The sequence below is a fragment of the Raoultella sp. T31 genome, from assembly GCF_002806725.1.
Lineage (GTDB): Bacteria > Pseudomonadota > Gammaproteobacteria > Enterobacterales > Enterobacteriaceae > Klebsiella > Klebsiella electrica.
Genome location: NZ_PIBO01000004.1, coordinates 46248 through 66848 on the forward strand (window position 1 = coordinate 46248; position 20601 = coordinate 66848).

At 55.4% G+C, this 20601-nt stretch carries 22 protein-coding genes; 8 read left to right on the forward strand and 14 right to left on the reverse strand.

Annotated features, from left to right (window positions below):
- Positions 1 to 70 precede the first annotated feature (70 nt).
- Positions 71 to 1453, forward strand: a complete 1383-nt coding sequence (locus CWM52_RS03925; protein WP_100682891.1) for a fructose-specific PTS transporter subunit EIIC — start codon at positions 71 to 73, stop codon at positions 1451 to 1453.
- A 248-nt stretch (positions 1454 to 1701) separates the two neighbouring features.
- Here CWM52_RS03925 and CWM52_RS03930 read toward each other — a convergent pair whose 3' ends face one another.
- Positions 1702 to 2565, reverse strand: a complete 864-nt coding sequence (locus tag CWM52_RS03930) for a YicC/YloC family endoribonuclease (RefSeq protein WP_100682892.1) — start codon at positions 2563 to 2565, stop codon at positions 1702 to 1704.
- Positions 2566 to 2804: 239 nt separating this feature from the next.
- Between CWM52_RS03930 and rph the strand changes: the two genes are divergently transcribed.
- Positions 2805 to 3521, forward strand: a complete 717-nt coding sequence (gene rph / locus CWM52_RS03935) for a ribonuclease PH (protein ID WP_004868954.1) — start codon at positions 2805 to 2807, stop codon at positions 3519 to 3521.
- Positions 3522 to 3696: 175 nt separating this feature from the next.
- Complete coding sequence (gene pyrE, locus CWM52_RS03940) at positions 3697 to 4338, forward strand: orotate phosphoribosyltransferase (RefSeq protein ID WP_100682893.1); 642 nt, start codon at positions 3697 to 3699, stop codon at positions 4336 to 4338.
- Between the two features lie 38 nt (positions 4339 to 4376).
- Here the strand turns inward: pyrE and slmA are convergent, their stop codons facing one another.
- The 3 genes from slmA to coaBC form a co-directional block, all read right to left on the reverse strand.
- Positions 4377 to 4973 (reverse strand): nucleoid occlusion factor SlmA, encoded by a 597-nt coding sequence (gene slmA, locus CWM52_RS03945; RefSeq protein WP_004868952.1) that lies wholly within the window; start codon positions 4971 to 4973, stop codon positions 4377 to 4379.
- A gap of 125 nt (positions 4974 to 5098) precedes the next feature.
- The gene (gene dut / locus CWM52_RS03950; RefSeq protein WP_004868951.1) at positions 5099 to 5557 is read right to left on the reverse strand and encodes a dUTP diphosphatase; all 459 of its coding nucleotides are present in this window, start codon (positions 5555 to 5557) and stop codon (positions 5099 to 5101) included.
- The gene (gene coaBC, locus CWM52_RS03955) at positions 5535 to 6746 is read right to left on the reverse strand and encodes a bifunctional phosphopantothenoylcysteine decarboxylase/phosphopantothenate--cysteine ligase CoaBC (RefSeq protein WP_100683040.1); all 1212 of its coding nucleotides are present in this window, start codon (positions 6744 to 6746) and stop codon (positions 5535 to 5537) included. The genes dut and coaBC overlap by 23 nt, the downstream gene beginning before the upstream one ends.
- Before the next feature lie 173 nt (positions 6747 to 6919).
- On the opposite strand from coaBC, the gene radC reads away from it, so the two are divergent.
- The 4 genes from radC to mutM all read left to right on the forward strand — a co-directional run bounded on the left by radC (position 6920) and on the right by mutM (position 9182).
- On the forward strand, positions 6920 to 7585 hold the full coding sequence (gene radC, locus CWM52_RS03960; protein WP_100682894.1) for a RadC family protein: 666 nt from the start codon (positions 6920 to 6922) through the stop codon (positions 7583 to 7585).
- 216 nt (positions 7586 to 7801) lie between these two features.
- Positions 7802 to 8038, forward strand: a complete 237-nt coding sequence (rpmB, locus tag CWM52_RS03965) for a 50S ribosomal protein L28 (RefSeq protein ID WP_002436699.1) — start codon at positions 7802 to 7804, stop codon at positions 8036 to 8038.
- Between the two features lie 20 nt (positions 8039 to 8058).
- Positions 8059 to 8226, forward strand: a complete 168-nt coding sequence (gene rpmG / locus CWM52_RS03970) for a 50S ribosomal protein L33 (RefSeq protein ID WP_003024094.1) — start codon at positions 8059 to 8061, stop codon at positions 8224 to 8226.
- A 146-nt stretch (positions 8227 to 8372) separates the two neighbouring features.
- On the forward strand, positions 8373 to 9182 hold the full coding sequence (gene mutM, locus CWM52_RS03975; protein ID WP_100682895.1) for a bifunctional DNA-formamidopyrimidine glycosylase/DNA-(apurinic or apyrimidinic site) lyase: 810 nt from the start codon (positions 8373 to 8375) through the stop codon (positions 9180 to 9182).
- Positions 9183 to 9302: 120 nt separating this feature from the next.
- On the opposite strand, the gene coaD is transcribed toward mutM, so the two are convergent.
- The 8 genes from coaD to rfaQ all read right to left on the reverse strand — a co-directional run bounded on the left by coaD (position 9303) and on the right by rfaQ (position 17359).
- The gene (coaD, locus tag CWM52_RS03980) at positions 9303 to 9779 is read right to left on the reverse strand and encodes a pantetheine-phosphate adenylyltransferase (protein WP_100682896.1); all 477 of its coding nucleotides are present in this window, start codon (positions 9777 to 9779) and stop codon (positions 9303 to 9305) included.
- Positions 9780 to 9781: 2 nt separating this feature from the next.
- A complete protein-coding gene (locus CWM52_RS03985; protein WP_100682897.1) occupies positions 9782 to 10552 on the reverse strand; it encodes a glycosyltransferase family 2 protein in 771 nt (256 codons plus the stop codon).
- Positions 10552 to 11826 carry a lipid IV(A) 3-deoxy-D-manno-octulosonic acid transferase gene (gene waaA, locus CWM52_RS03990; RefSeq protein ID WP_100682898.1) on the reverse strand — a complete coding sequence of 425 codons (1275 nt, stop codon included), beginning with the start codon at positions 11824 to 11826 and terminating at the stop codon, positions 10552 to 10554. The genes CWM52_RS03985 and waaA overlap by 1 nt, the downstream gene beginning before the upstream one ends.
- A 66-nt stretch (positions 11827 to 11892) precedes the next feature.
- Complete coding sequence (locus CWM52_RS03995; protein WP_100682899.1) at positions 11893 to 12993, reverse strand: glycosyltransferase family 9 protein; 1101 nt, start codon at positions 12991 to 12993, stop codon at positions 11893 to 11895.
- 51 nt (positions 12994 to 13044) lie between these two features.
- Complete coding sequence (locus CWM52_RS04000) at positions 13045 to 14031, reverse strand: glycosyltransferase (protein ID WP_100682900.1); 987 nt, start codon at positions 14029 to 14031, stop codon at positions 13045 to 13047.
- Positions 14032 to 14061: 30 nt separating this feature from the next.
- Complete coding sequence (locus tag CWM52_RS04005) at positions 14062 to 15156, reverse strand: glycosyltransferase (RefSeq protein ID WP_100682901.1); 1095 nt, start codon at positions 15154 to 15156, stop codon at positions 14062 to 14064.
- A 2-nt stretch (positions 15157 to 15158) separates the two neighbouring features.
- On the reverse strand, positions 15159 to 16286 hold the full coding sequence (locus tag CWM52_RS04010) for a glycosyltransferase family 4 protein (RefSeq protein ID WP_100682902.1): 1128 nt from the start codon (positions 16284 to 16286) through the stop codon (positions 15159 to 15161).
- A complete protein-coding gene (gene rfaQ, locus CWM52_RS04015; protein WP_100682903.1) occupies positions 16283 to 17359 on the reverse strand; it encodes a putative lipopolysaccharide heptosyltransferase III in 1077 nt (358 codons plus the stop codon). The genes CWM52_RS04010 and rfaQ overlap by 4 nt, the downstream gene beginning before the upstream one ends.
- Before the next feature lie 111 nt (positions 17360 to 17470).
- Here rfaQ and CWM52_RS04020 point away from each other — a divergent pair, with 111 nt between their 5' ends.
- Positions 17471 to 18424, forward strand: coding sequence for a polysaccharide deacetylase family protein (locus CWM52_RS04020; RefSeq protein WP_100682904.1), 954 nt, complete (start codon positions 17471 to 17473; stop codon positions 18422 to 18424).
- A gap of 1 nt (position 18425) precedes the next feature.
- Here CWM52_RS04020 and CWM52_RS04025 read toward each other — a convergent pair whose 3' ends face one another.
- Entirely contained in the window at positions 18426 to 19409 is a 984-nt protein-coding gene (locus tag CWM52_RS04025; protein WP_100682905.1) for a glycosyltransferase family 2 protein, read from the reverse strand.
- Positions 19402 to 20535, reverse strand: a complete 1134-nt coding sequence (locus CWM52_RS04030) for an O-antigen ligase family protein (RefSeq protein ID WP_227521257.1) — start codon at positions 20533 to 20535, stop codon at positions 19402 to 19404. The genes CWM52_RS04025 and CWM52_RS04030 overlap by 8 nt, the downstream gene beginning before the upstream one ends.
- Positions 20536 to 20601: the final 66 nt, after the last annotated feature.

Below are 20601 nucleotides of genomic sequence, written 5' to 3' on the forward strand. Positions count from 1 at the left end.
TCCCTGTGACGATAAAGCAATAAAAAAAGCCTTAATCCTTAATAGAATCATCGAAAAGAAGGCGTACCCTATGAACAAACGTATTATTGCCATCACTGCTTGTCCCACTGGCGTGGCGCATACCTTTATGGCCGCAGAAGCCCTGACTGTTGCGGCCACGAAGCAAGGATATTGGGTCAAAGTAGAAACACATGGATCGGTGGGAGCAAAAAATGAATTAACCACTGCTGAGATTGCATCTGCCGATGTGGTCATTATCGCCGCCGATATCGACGTCGATTTGTCCCGTTTCACGGATAAACGACTTTATCGCACCAGTACTGGCGCAGCACTGAAAAAACCTGCCCAGGAAATTGCTCAGGCCCTTGCCTCGGCAACGCTCTATGGTGGTAGGGATGCGAAAAAACCAGCACCGTCGCTAAAAGCGGAACTGCCGGGAGTATACAAACATTTGATGACTGGTGTATCTCATATGTTGCCGCTGGTGGTGGCTGGCGGCCTGTGTATTGCGCTCTCGTTTGTTTTTGGCATTCAGGCTTTCAAAGAGCCAGGCACGCTGGCAGCGGCTCTGATGCAAATCGGCGGGAAGGCGGCTTTCGCACTGATGGTGCCGGTACTGGCCGGTTTTATTGCATTTTCTATCGCTGATCGCCCCGGACTGGCACCTGGACTGATTGGAGGTATGCTTGCCAGCAATAGCGGTGCGGGTTTTCTAGGCGGTATAGTGGCTGGTTTTCTGGCGGGTTATGTTGCTAAGTATCTGGCAGAGAAAATTCGCCTGCCGCAGGCAATGGATGCGTTAAAGCCTGTACTGGTGATTCCATTGTTGGCGACACTGATTACCGGACTGGTGATGATTTATGTGGTGGGAGGCCCGGTTTCCGCCGCTATGTTGGGATTGACCACGTTCCTGGCCGGTATGACGACCGCCAATGCCGTGCTACTCGGAATTTTGCTGGGGGCGATGCAATGCTTCGATCTTGGTGGGCCGGTCAATAAAGCTGCATACACTTTCGGCGTTGGGTTGCTGGCGTCCCAGTCTTATCAACCTATGGCGGCGATCATGGCTGCCGGTATGGTGCCAGCATTGGGAATGGGCGTCACTACCTGGCTGGCAAAAGCTAAATTCTCCCAACAGGAGCGTGAGGCTGGCAAAGCATCTTTTGTGCTGGGCCTGTGCTTTATCTCCGAGGGGGCCATTCCCTTTGCTGCCCGAGACCCAATGCGCGTGATCCCGTCGACGATGGCTGGCGGTGCACTGGCCGGTGGTTTGTCGATGTTTTTCGGCTGCACGCTGATGGCTCCTCACGGTGGGCTGTTTGTGCTGGCGATCCCTCATGCTGTGGGGCATGTTGCAATGTATCTGGTTTCTATCATCGCCGGTACAGTGCTGACTGGTATTATGTATGCTGTACTTAAACCGACAGCGCAGCTACAAATAGCGGAATCCTGAGGGCTGAACGGGGACCTCACTCTTTCAGAGAGCCCAGGAAGGAATCCTTGAGTGGCATACCCGTTATAAAAGAATCAGATGCAGTTCACTTTCAACCTGGATCGATACTCTCTCGCCGTTTTGTCGTCACGGATGGCAGCGCGGGGATGCAATCATGTGAAATTCTCTGGCATAAAAAAAGCCCGTTATTACGCGGGCTTGGTGCTGCCGGTGAGATATTGCGAGACTTGATGAGTTCGACCAGCAATTTACTCGATATTCTGGATCTGCTCGCGCATTTGCTCGATCAGGACTTTCAGTTCGATGGCGGAATTGGTCACTTCGGCATTAATGGATTTCGATGCCAGTGTGTTCGACTCGCGGTTAAATTCCTGCATCATAAAGTCAAGACGGCGGCCAACGGCTTCTTTCTTCTTCAGGATGTTCCAGGTCTCTTTTACGTGCGCTTCCAGGCGATCCAGCTCTTCGGCGACGTCGATACGCTGCGCCATCAGCACCAGCTCTTGTTCGAGACGGTTGTTTTCCAGCTGTACTTCCGCATCTTCCAGTCGGGAAACCAGGCGCTCGCGCTGCCACTGTAAGATTTCCGGCATATGAGCGCGCACTTTGGCGACTTCGGCGGTGACGCCTTCCAGACGCTGCTCAATAAGCGCTTTCAGCGCCTGACCTTCGGTCTCGCGGGCAATGATAAAATCATCCAGCGCACCGTTCAGGGCCGACAGAATATCGGCGGCAATCGCATCGAGATCCTGTTCCTGAGCGGCCATCACGCCAGGCCAGCGCAGAATATCAACCGGGTTGATTTCGCCTTCGTCGCTCTGCATCTTGACCCAGTTGGCGGCATTGACCAGCTGTTTTGCAAGGCTTTCGTTCAGAATCAGCTCGCCCTGGGCGCTGGGATCCTGCTCAAAACGTAAGGTACATTCAACTTTGCCACGGGTCAGACGTGAACGAATACGCTCACGCACGACAGGCTCCAGGCTACGGAACTGCTCCGGCAGACGGAAATAAGTTTCCAGATATCGTTGGTTTACCGAGCGCAGTTCCCATGCGGCGCTGCCCCATTCACCCTTGATTTCACGCCGGGCATAGGCGGTCATACTGCGGATCATAGACGTTCCTGTTTTTAAAGGAGAGTGAGGTGGATTATAGCTTTCAGGGCCTTATCAGGATAGGAATAAGCGAGCATTATCCGTATAGACGCGTTATCCTTCTGGCAGCCCCTCTGTTGGCGGCATCGCGGCGCCCTGAGCGCCAGTCATCGATGCTGTCAGGGGCGCGTCACCTCATGCATCCCGCATGATTTTGTGTATAATGCGCGCCACATTCGTTTCAAGCCGGAGAGATCATTATGCGTCCAGCAGGTCGTAGCGCTAATCAGGTGCGTCCCGTCACCCTGACCCGTAACTATACAATACACGCAGAAGGCTCCGTGCTGGTCGAATTTGGTGACACCAAAGTGTTGTGCACCGCATCGATCGATGAAGGCGTACCGCGCTTCCTGAAAGGCCAGGGCCAGGGGTGGATCACGGCAGAATACGGCATGCTGCCACGTGCAACCCATACCCGTAACGCGCGTGAAGCCGCGAAAGGGAAACAGGGCGGCCGCACCATGGAAATCCAGCGCCTGATTGCCCGTGCGCTGCGTGCGGCGGTCGATCTGAAAGCGCTGGGTGAATTTACCATTACCCTCGATTGTGATGTTTTGCAGGCAGACGGTGGCACCCGTACCGCATCCATTACCGGCGCCTGCGTGGCGCTGGCCGATGCGCTGAATAAGCTGGTGGCGGCCGGCAAGCTGAAAAGCAATCCAATGAAAGGGATGGTCGCCGCAGTTTCCGTTGGTATCGTCAATGGCGAAGCGCTGTGCGATCTGGAATATGTCGAGGATTCAGCGGCGGAAACCGATATGAACGTGGTGATGACCGAAGATGGCCGCATCATTGAGGTACAGGGCACCGCGGAAGGCGAGCCGTTTACCCACGAAGAGCTACTCACCTTGCTGGCCCTGGCCCGCGGGGGTATCGAATCCATTGTCGCGACGCAGAAAGCGGCATTAGAAAATTAATTTTAAGGGCGGCTGATGAGTCGCCCTTTTTTTTACGTTTTATCCTTCATGCGGTCTTTCTCGGCTGCCATACGCGACCAGCTCACAGCGTTATCGACGTTTCTGTGCCGCCTGATGACGCGTGAAGAATTTGGCGTAAACCTAAATAATGAAAAGTAAGATGAGGAGCGAATCCATGAAACCGTATCAGCGCCAGTTTATTGAGTTTGCGCTTAACAAGCAGGTACTTAAGTTTGGCGAATTTACGCTGAAATCCGGGCGTAAGAGCCCCTATTTCTTCAACGCCGGCCTGTTTAATACCGGGCGCGATCTGGCACTGTTAGGCCGTTTCTACGCCGAAGCGCTGGTCGATTCCGGAATTGATTTCGATCTGCTGTTTGGGCCGGCTTATAAAGGGATTCCTATCGCGACGACTACCGCGGTTGCGCTGGCGGAGCACCATGACCTGGATTTGCCTTACTGCTTTAACCGCAAAGAAGCCAAAACCCACGGCGAGGGGGGCAACCTGGTCGGCAGCGCTCTGCAGGGGCGCGTCATGCTGGTTGACGATGTGATTACCGCAGGCACCGCGATTCGCGAGTCGATGGAAATTATCCAGGCGCACGGCGCGGAACTGGCTGGCGTACTGATCTCTCTGGACCGCCAGGAACGCGGCCGCGGCGAAATCTCCGCGATTCAGGAAGTCGAGCGCGACTACGGCTGCAAAGTGATTTCTATCGTGACGCTGAAAGACCTGATTGCCTATCTGGAAGAGAAGCCTGAGATGGCTGAGCATCTGGCGACGGTACGCGCTTACCGCGAAGAGTTTGGCGTATAAGTCAAAAACCCGGAGGCGACAGGCCCCCGGGCTTTCAGTTATTGCAGCTGTGCGGCGACCAGCGGCCAGCGGGCGTCAAAATCATCCGTCGGACGATATTTAAACTCGCTGCGCACAAAACGCGACAGCATGCCTTCGCAGAATGCCAGCAGTTGGCTGGCCAGCAGCGCCTCATCGATGGTGTAGCCTTCACCTTCACGCATTTTCTTCTCACGCATGACCTGACGCAACTGAACCTCAATACGCTCAAACAGCTGGTTAATTCGCCCCTGAAGGCGATCCTGTTCAAACATCAGCGCATGGCCGGTCAGAATTCGCGTCAGCCCAGGATTACGCTCACCAAACCCAAGAATCAGCAGCACAATCAGACGCAGACGCGCCGATGTGTCTTTTTCATCTTTTAAAATCAAATTGATGCGCGTAATCAGACTGTCTTCGATAAACTCAATCAGGCTATCGAACATGCGGGTTTTACTGGGAAAATGACGGTACAACGCCGCTTCGGACACGCCGACAGACGCCGCCAGTTTCGCTGTGGTAATGCGTTGACTACCATCGCTGGATTCAAGCATCAGGGCCAGAGACTGAAGTATTTCTTCGCGACGATTCCTTTTCGCAGTTTGTTTTTCTGCCATGTTTTAAAATACCCCTGAAAATAAGCACTTGTCAGGCAGACATCCACAAAGCGACCGCAAACGGTCGTTTGCGGCGATGTTATTGCATTAGTGCACTTTGGGATGCGTATTCGATGTGGTCGGGCTTATGCGCGCCCTGAGTGACCAAAGCCACCTTCGCCACGTTCGGTGGCGTCAAAATCTTCCACCAGGTTAAATTCCGCTTGTACGACGGGTACAAAGACCATTTGAGCGATGCGCTCGCCGGGCTCAATCGTAAAGCTCTGCTGGCCGCGGTTCCAGACGGAAACCATCAGCTGCCCCTGGTAGTCGGAGTCGATAAGGCCAACCAGGTTGCCCAGAACCACGCCGTGCTTATGACCCAGCCCTGAACGCGGCAGAATCACCGCCGCCAGAGACGGATCGGCGATATGAATAGCCAGGCCGGTCGGCAACAGCGTGGTTGCACCCGGAGCCAGCTCTACGGCGTCGTCGAGACAGGCTCGCAGGTCAAGTCCGGCGGAGCCGGAGGTGGCATAGGTCGGCAGCGGAAATTGCTGGCCGACACGCGGGTCCAGAATCTTAACGTCGATTTTTTTCATCATAACGGGTCACGATCTCGTCGAGTAATAATTGGCCAAGGAGTTCTTTACGCTCAAGTGGTAAGCGCTTATCTCCATCCTGCCAGAAAAGGTGTAATGCGTTGCTGTCGCTGTTAAATCCTTGATCAGGCTGCGAAACATCGTTAGCGCAAATCAGGTCGAGATTTTTGCGCGCGCGTTTTTGCCTCGCGTATTCTTCCACATTATTCGTTTCGGCGGCAAACCCTACGACAAAAGGCCGATTGGCCGCGAGTGCTGCCACCCCGGCAACAATATCCGGATTCTTAACCATTCTGAGGGTGAGCTCATCACCTTGCTTTTTAATTTTTTCTTCAGCGATGGCGATGGCACGGTAATCGGCTACGGCGGCGCAGCCAATAAAAATCTGCTGCTGCTGAGCGCTTTGCTGGACCGCAGCTTCCATTTCCAGCGCGGTCGTGACATCGATACGCCGGACAAACGGCGGCGTCGGTAATGCGACCGGCCCGCTCACCAGCGTGACGTTCGCCCCGCGGCTGGCGGCCGAGGCGGCAATGGCAAACCCCATCTTGCCGGAGCTGTGGTTAGTAATATAACGCACCGGATCCAGCGGTTCACGCGTCGGGCCCGCGGTAATCATGATGTTGAGATGTTGCAAATCTTTGACAGGCGAAAAATGCGCGGCGGCTAAATCTACAATCGTCATCGGATCCAGCATACGGCCAGGGCCAATGTCGCCGCAGGCCTGGCTACCGCTGTCCGGACCCCAGAGCAGCAGGCCGCGTGAGGCGAGTACCTCGAGGTTATGCTGCGTGGCCGCTGCGCGGTACATTTGCTGATTCATCGCCGGGACAACGGCAACCGGGGAAGGGGTCGCGAGGCAGATAGTAGAAACCAGATCGTTGGCCATACCGGCCGCAACGCGGGCGATCAGATCGGCGGTTGCCGGGGCGAGGATAACCAGGTCCGCCCATTTGCCCAGCTCAATATGACCCATCGCCGCTTCCGCTGCCGGATCGAGCAGACTATCGGAGACCGGATAACCAGACACCGCCTGCAGGCTCAGTGGCGTAATGAAGGCTTTGGCGGCCTCCGTCATGGCGACGCGCACATCCGCGCCACGGTCACGCAGGCGGCGCACCAGTTCCGGCGTTTTATAAGCAGCAATGCCGCCGCTCACGCCAAGAACGATCTTTTTACCAGCCAGACTCATCATGATTCTTTCCTGTTGCAGTACACCAGAATCCGCGCATCTTACCACAATCCCGTCGTCGTCGCGTGGCTGCCAGGCATTCACTTTGCGAGGCGCTACGCAAGAGGTAGATGCGCCAGTCGGCAGCGCCATCGGGCTGTGCCAGGATGGGGACACGAGAAAGGAGAGGCCCTATGGATGCACCGGAACCCCTGATGCCACGGGAAAAAATGTGGCTTTACGGCATTGAAACGTTGTCGGATATCGAGCTGCTGGCGCTGTTTTTACGCACCGGGACGCGGGACAAAGATGTCATGACGTATTCGCATGACCTGTTACAGCGTTTTGGTTCGCTGTATGGCCTGCTGTCAGCGAATAAAGCGCAGTTTGAGACGGTCGAGGGGATTGGCCTGGCGAAATATGCTCAGCTAAAGGGGGTTGCCGAACTGGCGCGGCGTTATTTTAGCCTGCGGCTGGTTGAAGAGCCTTCCCTGGTCACGCCGATGATGACGCTGGAGTTTTTGCAAAGCCATCTCTGCGATGAGGAGCGGGAGATCTTCATCGTGATCTTTTTAGATAATCAGAACCGGGTATTGAAACATAGCCGGCTTTTTTCTGGTACTCTTAGCCACGTAGAGGTGCATCCACGAGAAATTGTACGTGAAGCCATCAAAGTGAACGCCGCTGCGGTGATCCTTGCACATAATCATCCGTCCGGCAGTCCCGAGCCGAGTAAGGCCGACAGACTGATGACCGAACGTGTGGTAAAGTGTTGTGGTTTCATGGATATACGAGTACTCGATCATCTCGTAATCGGCCGCGGTGCGTATGTATCTTTTGCCGAACGCGGCTGGATTTAGCCCCGATCACGCGATCCAGCGGGATCTTTGTCTGTTCGGGACTTGAGCACATCGCCGAGTCAGCGTATACTACGCCACCTTTGAGAATCTCGGGTTTGGCATTTGGGCCTGGCAATCGATGGTTCACTTAGAACTGCGATGACCGGGCTGTAAAGCCTGACGAGGCGCCGATACCCCATACGAAGCTCGAGCTAATTTGATTTTTGGAGAATAGACATGTCCCGAGTCTGCCAAGTTACTGGCAAGCGTCCGGTGACCGGTAACAACCGTTCCCACGCACTGAACGCGACCAAACGCCGTTTCCTGCCGAACCTGCACTCTCACCGTTTCTGGGTTGAGAGCGAAAAGCGTTTTGTCACCCTGCGTGTATCTGCTAAAGGTATGCGTGTTATTGATAAGAAAGGCATCGATACAGTTCTGTCTGAACTGCGTGCCCGTGGCGAAAAGTACTAAGTACTAAGAGGAAATAAATCATGGCTAAAGGTATTCGTGAGAAAATCAAGCTGGTTTCTTCTGCTGGTACTGGTCACTTCTATACCACCACGAAGAACAAACGTACTAAGCCGGAAAAACTGGAACTGAAAAAATTCGATCCAGTTGTCCGTCAGCACGTTTTATACAAAGAAGCTAAAATCAAATAATTTTAGTTTCCTTGTAAAGAAAACCCCGCTCCGGCGGGGTTTTTTGTTTTTGTCCGGCAGAAACCGTCGGATAAACCCTGCCGGGAATTTGCTTCCCTACCGTCTGTTGCTGCAGCACAATACTCTGGGTTAACGGAGGAAAACGAATGCCTGAATTACCTGAGGTAGAAACCAGTCGTCGCGGCATCGAACCACACCTGGTGGGCGCGACCATTCTGCATGCTGTTATTCGCAACGGGCGCCTGCGCTGGCCGGTCAGTGAAGAAATCTATCGTCTGAGCGACATACCGGTGCTGAGCGTGCAGCGGCGTGCCAAATATCTGCTGCTGGAGCTTCCCGGCGGCTGGATTATCATCCACCTTGGGATGTCGGGCAGTCTGCGTATCCTGATTGAAGAGCTGCCGGCAGAAAAGCACGATCATGTTGACCTCGTGATGAGTAATGGCAAGGTCCTGCGCTATACCGACCCACGCCGCTTTGGCGCCTGGCTGTGGACCCGCAGTCTGGAAGGGCATCCTGCGCTGGCGCACCTTGGCCCAGAGCCCTTGAGCGATGAGTTTACTGCCGACTATTTGCAGCAGAAGTGCGCGAAAAAGAAAACCGCCATTAAGCCCTGGCTGATGGATAACAAGCTGGTGGTCGGGGTAGGCAATATCTACGCCAGCGAATCGCTGTTTTCGGCCGGGATCCATCCCGATCGGTTAGCGTCTTCGCTCTCGCGCGAAGAGTGCGAGCTGCTGGTCAAAGTGATTAAAGCGGTGCTGCTACGCTCGATTGAGCAGGGGGGCACGACGCTGAAGGATTTCCTGCAAAGCGATGGCAAGCCGGGCTACTTCGCCCAGGAGCTGCAGGTTTATGGCCGCAAGGGCGAACATTGTCGCGTTTGTGGTACGCCGATTACGGCCAGCAAACATGCGCAGCGGGCAACGTTTTATTGCCGCCAGTGCCAGAAGTAAAGCGTGGTGGTTGCGTTGAGCCCGGCTCGCGCTGTGCTTAGCCAGGCTGCAGGTTTTCAGCCGTCTGCGGACGGATAGCCCGGACAAGGCGCGTCAAGCGCCGCCTCCGGGAAGCGGGTCCTACAGCTTTTTCAGCAGCGCCTGGTGTACGTTGGCCGGCAGGAAGTGGGACACATCCCCCTGGTGACGCGCCACTTCTTTCACCAGCGATGAAGAGATAAACGACCACTCTTTGCAGGGCATCAGGAAGACGCTTTCCAGCGTTGGCATCAGGTGGCGATTCATATGCGCCAGCTGCATCTCATATTCGAAGTCGGCTACCGCGCGTAACCCGCGAATCAGGATATTCGCCTGCTGCGCGCGGGCAAAATTCGCCATCAGATCGCTGAAACCAATCACCTCGACGTTAACCAGATGCGCCGTTGCCTGCTCCGCCAGCGCAATACGCTCATCGAGCGTGAACATCGGTTTTTTACTCGGGCTGGCGGCAATAGCCAGCAGCACCTTGTCAAACATGCTGGCGGCACGCGTGACGATATCGATATGCCCGTTGGTAATGGGGTCGAAGGTGCCCGGATAGATCGCTTTTGTGCTCATAATTACACTTTCTCTGAATAGCCGCGGCTCAGCGCCCACAGCTCGGTGTATTTATTAAACGTATACTGCGCGTTGACCACGGCGAGTAGCCAGCCCTGTTTACCATCCAGCACGCCGCCACGCAGCAGCAGCGTTTTGACAAAAGCACCCAGCGTATGGCCGAAAATGCTCGCCAGAGAGGTCTTCTTTCCCTTCTGATGGCGCTCTCGCGCCCATGCAGAGGCATAGGCCAGCTGCTTTTGCTGGAAGCCGGAGAAGTCGCGGCAGGTCAGATGCAGTAAATCGCCCGGTAGTTCGATAACCTGCGCGCCTTTGGCATCGAGCGATTCGTGCACCAGATTATTGTTATAGCGGAAACGCCTGCGTTCGTACAAACGCATGACGCGGTCGGGATACCAGCCGCTATGGCGCATAAAGCGGCCAAGGAAATAGTTACGTCGGGCGATACTGTAGACGGCGCCGCTCTGAGGGGCCTCCAGGACGCGGCGAAGCGAGTCGGCCAGCTCCGGCGTCACGCGTTCATCGGTGTCAATCATCAGCACATAGTCGCCGCTCGCGTAGTCCTGGGCGCGCTGACGCTGAATACCGTAGCCTTGCCAGTCGCTGTTGACGTAGACCGTCGCGCCGAGGCTGCGGGCCAGCTCGACGGTGTTATCGCTACTGCCGGAGTCCAGCAGTACGATTTCATCGGCCCAGTCGACGGAGGCCAGGCAATCTGCCAGCAGATCCGCCGCATTTTTGGCGATCATCACGACGGACAGTCGGGTCGACATCAGTGGCTCCGCTGCGGCAGATAGGGTTGCAGTAACTGTAGCAGACGCGAGAGCGCGCCCTGGTTTTGATGCAAGACTTCCACCGCGTGGCGGCCATACCACAGACGATAGTCTTCATCGGTGAGCAGATTGGAGACCTGGGTGACCAGCGAATTGACGTCGGTGACCGTAATCAGGCCATCATCCTGCTGCAACCTGGCGCAAATATCTTTGAAGTTGAACGTGTGCGGACCCATCAGTACCGGGATGGCATGCGCCGCCGGCTCCAGCGGGTTGTGACCGCCGCGCTCAACCAGACTGCCGCCGACGAAGGCGAGGTCGGCAATGCCGTACAGCAGCATCAGCTCGCCCATGGTATCGCCGATCACCACCTGGGTGCTGTTCGACGGGATTTCGCCGGTGCTGCGTAGCGTGAAGCTCATCCCCGCTTTCTGCACCATTCCTCGTGCGTCGGCGAAGCGCTCAGGGTGGCGAGGGACGAGAATCAACAGCAGGTCAGGGAAGGTATCGAGCAGCTTCCTGTGCGCCTGCAGAATAATTTGTTCTTCGCCGTCGTGAGTGCTGGTGGCTATCCAGACTTTGCGGTGCGGCGCCCACTGGCGGCGGAGAGTAATCGCGCGTGCGGCCAGCTCTGGCGTCACGGAAATATCAAATTTGAGGCTGCCGGTGACCGCCAGCTGATTGCGCTTCAGGCCCAAAGCCAGAAAGCGATTGCCGTCTTCTTCATTCTGCGCCGCAATCAGCGTGATGCGACTGAGCAGCCGACGCATAAATTTCCCCAGTCTGGCGTAGCCTTTGGCGGAACGTTCCGACAGACGGGCGTTGGCGATGACCAACGGGATTTTACGTTTATGCAGCGCGGCGACCATATTCGGCCACAGCTCGGTTTCCATGACGATAACCAGCTTCGGTTGCACCGTGTTGAGGAAGCGGTTCATTGCGCAGGGCAAATCGTAAGGCAGATAGACATGGTGAACATCTTTGCCGAAGGCGGACATGGCGCGCTCTGAGCCGGTCGGCGTCATGGTGGTGACGGTGATCGGCAGCGAGGGGTAGCGGTGGCGCAGCGCACGCACGAGCGGGATAGCGGCAAGCGTCTCACCCACGGAAACGGAATGCAGCAGAATCCCATCCGGCGCTACCTTGTTTTGACAGAAGCCATAACGTTCCGCCCAGCGTTTACGATAGGCAGGGGCTTTACGGCTGCGTAATAATAGTCGCAGCCACACCAACGGCTGTATAAGGTAGAGTAAAGTGGTATAAAGCAATTCCAAAGGATATATCCGTTTTTTTGTTTCAGCGGGCAAATTCTAAGCATTTAGTGTGCTTAAAGCTATCTCTTAAGGCGCTTTTGCCGACGGTGAGCGCAGGGCATCTACCGTAGCAGCATAAACCTCGGCAATGCTGACGCCTTTTATCCCGCTTTGATCTTCTGGCGAGCGAATGAACTGATGGATCGCCTGATCCTGAATCGGGGCGGCGCCATCGATAGCACTCTGGCTTCCATACAGCCCCACGCTGGGTGTTTTCACGGCAATGGCAATATGTAACGGGCCGGTATCGCCGACGACCAGGGCCTTAAACCCAGCCACTTTTGCCGCCAGCTGGATAAGGTTTGTTGTGCCGGCGACATTTTTAACTCTGTCGCTCGCGACCGACATGCCTTCAATAATGCGCTGATTCAGGGCCTTCTCGCCCGCCGCGCCGATCAGCTCAATCTGAATAGTGTCATGATTGCTGATAAGTTGCTCGATCAACCGTGAAAAATTTTCCTCCGGCCAACATCTTTCAGGCGTGGATGCCCCGGCATGAATCCCGATAACGGGGATATCGTGATGCTCAGGCGTAAAGGGTGCCGGAATAAACATCTCTTCTGATGGCGTGTCGATGCCAACGGCGTTCAGCAACTGGGTTTTCTGATGTATCAGATGGATATTGCCATTTTGCCTGTTATCGTAAAACGCGGACAGATACGGCGCCAGGAGGAAATCCGCTCTTCCCTGATAATCGTTGTAATACACGTCTTTCAGGATATAGCGGGAGCGAGCCAGAGACGCGGCGATGATATCGTAGGGGGTGTGTGAATGCAGAATAAATGTTGCATCAACGCCATGGCGACGCAACGTTTTTGCCAGCGGCAGCATGCCGTTGACTTTGCCGTTCCAGTACAGAATCTCATCGAAGAGCGGGCTGCCGGTGGCCAGGTCCTTGTTACGCTGATTGATAACCAACAGCAGCTTTGCATCCGGCCAACGGGCTTTTATGGCCCCGATGGCGGGCGTATTTAACAGGAAATCCCCTAACGCCGTTGTCGAGAATACCGCAATGGTATTCAGTCGTTCCTGCGCTGAAAAACGGGCAATTTTTTTTACGCTATAGCCGGTTGCCTTCAGGATAGTGAGGAAGACGCCAGCGGCGACTTGTTTCGCAATTTTACTCATACATCTCCAGAATATACTGCTCTTTTTCCGGCGGGTTACGGGGCACGGTACTTAGTTTGCCAGCCTTTTCTTCAAACGGAAATAACGCCGTCCCAGCCGCCAGCGCAAGCGCAGGTCGTGGGCATTTTTCCAGATGAGCTGCCATATGCCGCGCGCAAAAAATTCGGCAATCAGCTGCCGTTGTTTTTCGCGATCTTTCATCTCGTCTATCGTATGGATGATCCCTAACCCCTCTTTCGCTATTTGCCAGCGACAGGCGGAAATATCGCGAACCTTGTCCGGGTAGCGCTGGTTGATAGCGTCCAGCATCTCCAGAATTTTCATGTAGTGGCGCGCTGAGCGCATCAGCGTGTCGTCGTTGTCCGGTTTGTGCGACACCGATTGCGAGTGAATGTAGTAATCGTAGAACTGTTCGCTGGTGTACTGCACGCGTTCAGCCGCCAGTAGCACTTCCGTGGTCCACGGAATGTCCTGATGACGTAATCCGGGCTCGAAGCGGAACTTGTGCCGCATGATAAATTCGCGGCGATAGATATTCAGCCAGGTCACATGCAGGAACTTACGCGAATCCAGCGCCTGCTTTAACCACACGTGACCGGGCAAAACGCCGGTCGACTGCAGCCGGTCCAGCGGAAAAATGGGATGGATATCTTTTTTCGTCTCGTAGACGTAGCGGCCGTTGCAGGTGGCCACGTCAAGGTTGCCCTTTTCCGCCATCTCCAGCAGGGCGTGGTACATTCCGGGGTAAATATTGTCGTCGATATCCGGAAAGGTCAGGTACTTACCCGTTGCCACGGCGAGGCCGGTGTTACGCGCCACCGAGACGCCCTGGTTTTCCTGCTCCAGCACGATAATATGCGGTAAGCGCGCCTTCCATTCGTTGATAACCGCCAGGCTACCGTCCGTCGAACCGTCGTTGACCAGGATCAGCTCATAGCTTTCCAGCTGCTGTTGCTCAATGCACGCAAAGAATTGTGCAAGGAATTTTTCGCCGTTATAAACGGCAGCCACAATGCTCAGTAAAGGCGTTTGACTCATAAATCATTCGATCCTGGTTAAATAGCGGCATCAGCCGCGACGCAGCTGACGGTACTGCTGACAAATCGCATCCACGCTGAATCTTTCCAGCGCAGAAGGGTCGATGGCTGGTGGGTTATGGTAAATGCTTTGCATCGTCCGGGCCAGCGCCGGGCTGTTCAGATCGGCCAGGCCGCGGGCTAATTCGCCGGTGAGGATTTCCGTCACCCCGCCAGGACAGCGGGTACTGGCGACCGGAGTATCCAGCAGAAGAGCCTCAACCACCACGTTACCAAAGCCTTCGCTGTCGGAGCTGAGCACCAGCATCCGCGCGTGTTTAATCCACGGCAGCGGGTTTTTCTGGAAGCCTTTAAACAGAACCCTGTCGCCAACCTGTAGCTGCTGCGCCAGCTGGCGCAGGCGCTGTTCCTGCTCCGGTTTTCCCTGCCCCAGCAGCACCAGCGGCGCATCGATACCGCTTTGCGCGTAGGCTTCGATCAGGCGATCGTGGCGTTTGCCTGGGTGGAAGCGACCGACGTGAATAATATAGTCCCCCGCCGGCTGCTCGCCAGGCGCTTCGGCCCCGGCGCGCAGAGCGGGAATGTCGAACGGGTTATAAATGGTTTTTAACTGTGCCGGGCGTATGGCGAACTGTTCCACCAGATCCTCGCCAACCGCCGCGGAGACGGTGATGACGTTGCGTCCCTGGTAGACACGCTTAATCTTCCGCTGCTTCATCCAGCGATCGAAGCCGGTGCGATGGCCCAGATACGATGTGGAAAAGACACCATGCAGACAGAACCAGACGTTCCGGTTTTTCAACGTCCGGCTACGGGCGACAATACGATCGGTTTTATGCAGGTTGGAGAGCACCAGATCGAATTCACCCGCCTGCTCGGCTTTGACTATGGCTGCATCCAGCTGACGGGCGCGGCGCGAAAGTTCGGTGATTTTGCGCCACGGTTTGCGGCAATGGTCGCTAATGACCTGATAATCCAGCCCGTCCGGCAGAGGGTAATCGCAGACGTCACGCAGGGAAAACAGCGAGACCCGATCGCCCTGACTCAGAAAATGCTCTGCCAGCGTCAGCACCACTTTTTCCGCACCGCCGCCGGGCAGCCCGTCGATCACAAACAGTATACGCATCGTTATTTCACCAGATCCTGATAGAGGGAGAGCAGCTGCGTCGATAACCGTGCGCTGGTGCAGTCCATAATGCGTTCCCGGGCGCGGTTCCCCTCTGCGGAGCCCAGCGCGCGGGCAGGAAGCGCCGTCACCGCCTGTTGAAGCGCCGGAATATCGAGCGCATCGCAGACAAAGCCATTGCTTCCCTGGACGATAAATTCCGCGCCGCCGCAGCCGGTAGTGGTGATCACCGGCAGGCCGCAGGCCATGGCTTCCAGAATGACGTTCGGGAACGGGTCGTACAGCGTTGGCAGCAGCAGGCCGTCGGCCATTTGATAAAACGGCAGGGTTTCCGACTGCATGCCGAAAAAGCGCACCCGCTCCTCGCAGTGCAGCGTTTTCGCCAGCTGCTGATAACGGCCCTGCTCTTTATCTTTACCCACGACCAGCAGATAGCGGTTGGTCGGCGCGATGGCGCGAATCGCTGCATCCAGCCCCTTGCGCTCAAAGCCGGAGCCGACGTAGATCAGGCAGGTCGCCTGCAGCGGCAGATTCCATTGGTTACGGAGCGCGACAAAGGCCGCTTCCGTAGGCGGCAGGAAACGCTGGTTATCGATGGCGTTATAGATAACGTGGATTTTTTCCGCCGGCAGGCCGAAGTCTTCAATAATCTCGCGCTTTATCATTTCCGCGTTACAGATGACGCCGCGCAGGCGTGAATCCCGATACATCTCGCGTTCGGCCTGCATGACATAGCGGTGGTAGCGGTCGGCAAACAGCAGGCGGCTTTTCCAGCCGGGCAAAATACGCGAGCGCTGCTGCAACCAGCGACGGTGGACGCCGTCACCCGCGCGATACAGATCGCACCCGGGAATGCGCTCATGGCTCTGCACCAGATCGAAGTTTTCGCGCTGCCACAGCTGACGTGCGGCATCGGCGAAACCGCGTTCACGGCTGATGCGCCCCCATTTACGCGGGTTGCAGATGTGAATATTCCAGTCGGGTTTCACCGGCCCTTGCCATTCGCGAGTAATCACGTTCAGTTCAAGATTGCTGCTATCAAGGGCTTCCAGCGCGCGGGCGACAAAGCGCTCCGCGCCGCCGTCCGGGCGATATTTCTGGCGCACCAGGGCCAGCCTGAATTTGCTCATGCCAGTACCTTCTTCGCTGCCGCGATAACGGCATCGGTGGGGATTAAATCGAGGTAGCGTTCTTCCGTGCCGGTATCAATGTCATCCGGGTCGGGCAGAGGACCGAAATCACCCGCCCAGATGACTTCGCCTTTGGCCTGCCAGGGACGCCAGAAGGTCAGCTTTGACGGCCCGAACAGCGCCACCAGCGGCGTGCCCAGCGCGGCGGCCATATGCATTGGCACGGAATCGACGCCGATAAACAGACGGGCGTGGTCGATGACGGAGGCCAGCTGGCGAAGGGTTAGCTGCCCGGCCAGCGAGTGCAGGAGAGCGTTGGGGCAGCCCGCCATAATGGTTTCGATCATCTGCTTCTCTTTGGCATCAGGACCGGAGGTCAGCACGACCGGGTGGCCCGCGGCAGAGAGGGCGTTAATCAGGGCGCTCATCCGATCTTCGCGCCAGCATTTAAAGAACCAGCGGGAGGTCGGTTGAATGACGATATAGTGGTCCTGAAATCCTTCCGGCAGCAGCGCGCGGCTGGCGCTCCAGTCCTGTTCGCTGTAGCCCATCTTCGCCGGCGCATCATGGCTATCCAGCCCCGTCGGCACCAGAATCGACAGATTCTGTTGCACGGTGTGCAGCTGGTTATGCTGCTCGGTTGAGGCGAGGGCGGTATGGCAAAAACGCCATGCCGGGTGACGTCGTTTCGGGAAGTCAAAACCGATGCGGGTTGGCGCGCCGGTCAGTTTAGTGATAATCGCGCTTGGCCACTGATCGGCAAGATTGAGCACCATATCGTAGCGCTGCTGGCGCAGGGTGCGGATTAGCCTGAACTCCATCTTGAGCTGGTGGCCTTTCCCCTGTTTTTTCCAGCGCCGGTCAATGGCGAAAATCTGGTTGATATCAGGGTTAGCGGCGAGCATATCCCGGGTTTCTTCATACAGCAGCACATCGACGCTGGCCGCGGGATAGTGCTGTTTGAGGGTGTGAATGAGCGGCGTGATCAGCAGCATATCGCCATGATGGCGCAGCTTAATAACCAGGATTCGCGTCGGGGTCACAGGGCCGGAAGAGCGGGTTTCAGACGTCATTCTCTGTTCTTCATTCAATATCAGGTTTCCGATTCTAGGGGATCAGACAGATTGAGAGAAGCGTTGTATTGCTCTACCATGACCGGATACGTATGGTCTGAGGACGTTTTCGTGCACAATCCCGCATTTCTCATCACGATTGATACAGAGGGCGACAACCTCTGGCAAAAACATGACAGCATTACCACCGAGAATGCGCGCTATTTACCGCGTTTTCAGCAGCTCTGCGAAAAGTATGGCTTTAAACCCGTCTATTTAACGAACTATGAAATGGCGATGGATCCCTTCTATATCGAATTCGCCAAAGATGTGATTGCCCGTGGGACGGCGGAAATCGGCATGCATCTCCATGCCTGGAACAGCCCGCCGACGGACCCGTTGACCGATGACGACTGGCGCCATAAGCCCTATCTGATTGAATATCCCGTGGCGGCGATGCGCGAAAAAGTGGCTTATATGACGCACCTGCTGGAAGACACTTTCCAGACGAAAATGGTCAGCCATCGCGCCGGGCGCTGGGCGTTTGATGAGCGCTACGCCCGTCTGCTGGTGGAGCATGGCTATCTGGTGGACTGTTCGGTTACGCCGCGTGTCAACTGGAAGACGGCGAAAGGCGCCCCGCAGGGCGATGGCGGGACCGATTACCGCCGCTTCCCGCAGCAAGCCTATTTCCTCGATGAGAATGATATCAGCCGCGAAGGCCGCTCTTCGCTGCTGGAAGTGCCGATGAGTATTCAGTATAAGCACTCCGGCTGGATGAACAGCGTGAAGCAGGGCTACGATCGCTTGCGCGGTAAAGTGCGCTCGCCTTCCGTTCACTGGCTGCGCCCGATGGGGGGAAATGTCGACACCATGAAGAAAGTGGTGCAGCAGACCCTGGCTCAGGGCAACGACTATGTCGAATATATGCTGCACTCTTCTGAATATATGCCAGGCGGTAGCCCGACGTTTAAAAACCAACAGGATATCGAGCGTTTATATGACGATCTGGAGGCTTTTTTCAGCTGGCTGGCGCCGCAGGCAAAAGGGATGACATTGGCTGAATATTATCAGACCAAAATCTAGCTTATCGCCCTTTCCGTAACATCTGGCGGAGCCGGGAGGTTTTCTTCCAGATGTTCGGGTATCGCAGATGAAGCCGTCGCTTCAGAGACATCCCGTCCGCTGTCAGGAGTTTACTGGCAGCGGTGAGTGCCGCCATTGTCTCATCGCTGTAGTTATAAAAGCCGTAGATCTTGTCGTGCAACCCTTTTATCTCATTGAATAAATTGTTAATCAGCGCGGTGATCAATCGCGGCGGTAACTCAGATGGCGGTTGCGTGGCCACCTTCTCAATCAGCTGATTGAGTGCAAAGACCATATCGCTGATATCCGAGGTCTGAATATTGCGGGTAATGCCGAAGGCGTTATCGCGATACCAGTAGAGCGTCTCCTCCAGGCAAATAATGCGTCTGGCCTCGAGATATAACCAGGGGGTAAACATCATATCTTCATAGCGACGGCCAACATGGAAGCGATGGTTACCGATGAGTTCGCGCCGGTAGACCCGACTCCAGATATGCCAGTGGGAGCGGCGGAAGACGGCATATAACGCATCATGCTGTTTATCGGCGATCGTTGTCTGCTGCCCTGGTGCCGTTTGCGTGGGCGCAGGCAGCCGGTCTTTAAAATAGTGATAATGAAAGTCGATTAAATCACTATCGCCTTGCTGGAGGAGCGGTTTTATTGTTTGCCAGAAATGAGGGCTCCAGAGGTCATCGCCATCAATAAAGCCAATCCAGGCACCCTGTGCTTTATCCAGGGCACGATTACGCGTGCTGGATACGCCGGTATTCTCGTGGCTGTAAAAATGGATCTGGCCTGCGCCGCGATATTCATCAATGGCCTGCTGGATAACCGCTTTGCTATTGTCCGTCGAGCCGTCATTGCTAATGATGACTTCGACATCGCTATCAATTTGGGCAAACACCGAGTCCAGCGTCTGCCTGATATATTGCGCATTATTAAAGACCGGGATAATAACGCTGAACAGGCAGTGAGGGTTACGCATGCGCTTTATCCTGCCCGATGGCGATTTTCTGCTGTAATACGGAGAGTATCAGGGCCATTGAGAAGACAATCACCGCTTCTTTACTAAAGAAAATCACGTCGCTTAATCCGTAAACTATCACCGTTAGCGTGAGAACGCCTTGTATCGCGTTACGTTTGCGCCAGGCGTTGAGCAATAATACGGCGTATAAAAGGATCAGCGTGGCAACGCCGCCAATGCCGCGCAGGGAGAAGTTTTCAATAAACTCGTTGTGCATATGGACATTGATAAAATCCAGCGCCCCGGCAAGGCCAGGATTAGCCTGCACTTGCTGCTTGATATCGTTCCCGCGTCTTTCCGCTGACTCGCCGAATGGGGCATCAAGACCTGCCTGTAATCCCGTTTTAAACATGACTAAACGCGAACCGACGGAGGAGACACTATTGTGGTCCTGGTACTGGGTGATATCAGTTTGCATCTCCTGATAGCGGGCGATCAGTTTTTGATGGAACAGGGCGGTCAGCAGAACCAGTGCAATAACAAAGGCCGCACACAGCTTCAGCAACTGCTGTTTACTCACCTGCGGGTGCACAAAGAGCAGCAGGATAATCAGTACCGGGCAGGCCAGCAGCGCGGCTCGCGTTTCGGTAAACGCAATCGCCGCCAGCCCGGTCATCGCGCAAACCAGGAACAGGACGTAACGATATTTATTTTTCAGTTCCAGAATGGTTCCGAGCAGCACGATATTGGTCATGGTGAAGATATAGGCGATGACCGTGGCCCGTTCGAGCGTAATCTGAATCCGGAAAACGTGCAGCGTCAGCCCCTGGTAGATGGCATAGAGGTTGGTGACCAGCCCCGCTGCGATAAGCAAGTAGTTGAACCATGTTGCGTTAAAGGTAAACCGGAGACTGGAGAGCAGAAACACCACGATGGCGCTCACCGCCAGCACTTTGGCGGTGTCTTTGTAGGAATCGTAAATATCCCAGTACTCGCCATGCGCGTAATTTAATCCGTACCAGGCAAACAGCCCCAGGGCAAAGAGGGCCAGCGCACCGGCAAGATCCCAATTCTGGGTCCAGGTTTTCGTTGTCCGGATGCTGAGCAATGCGCTTAACACCGTCAGATAACCAGCCAGGTAGTACACTTTTCTGATTTCTGCGGGATTAATGTAATACAGTGCAAAAGCAAGGAGATACAGTGAAACAACCAG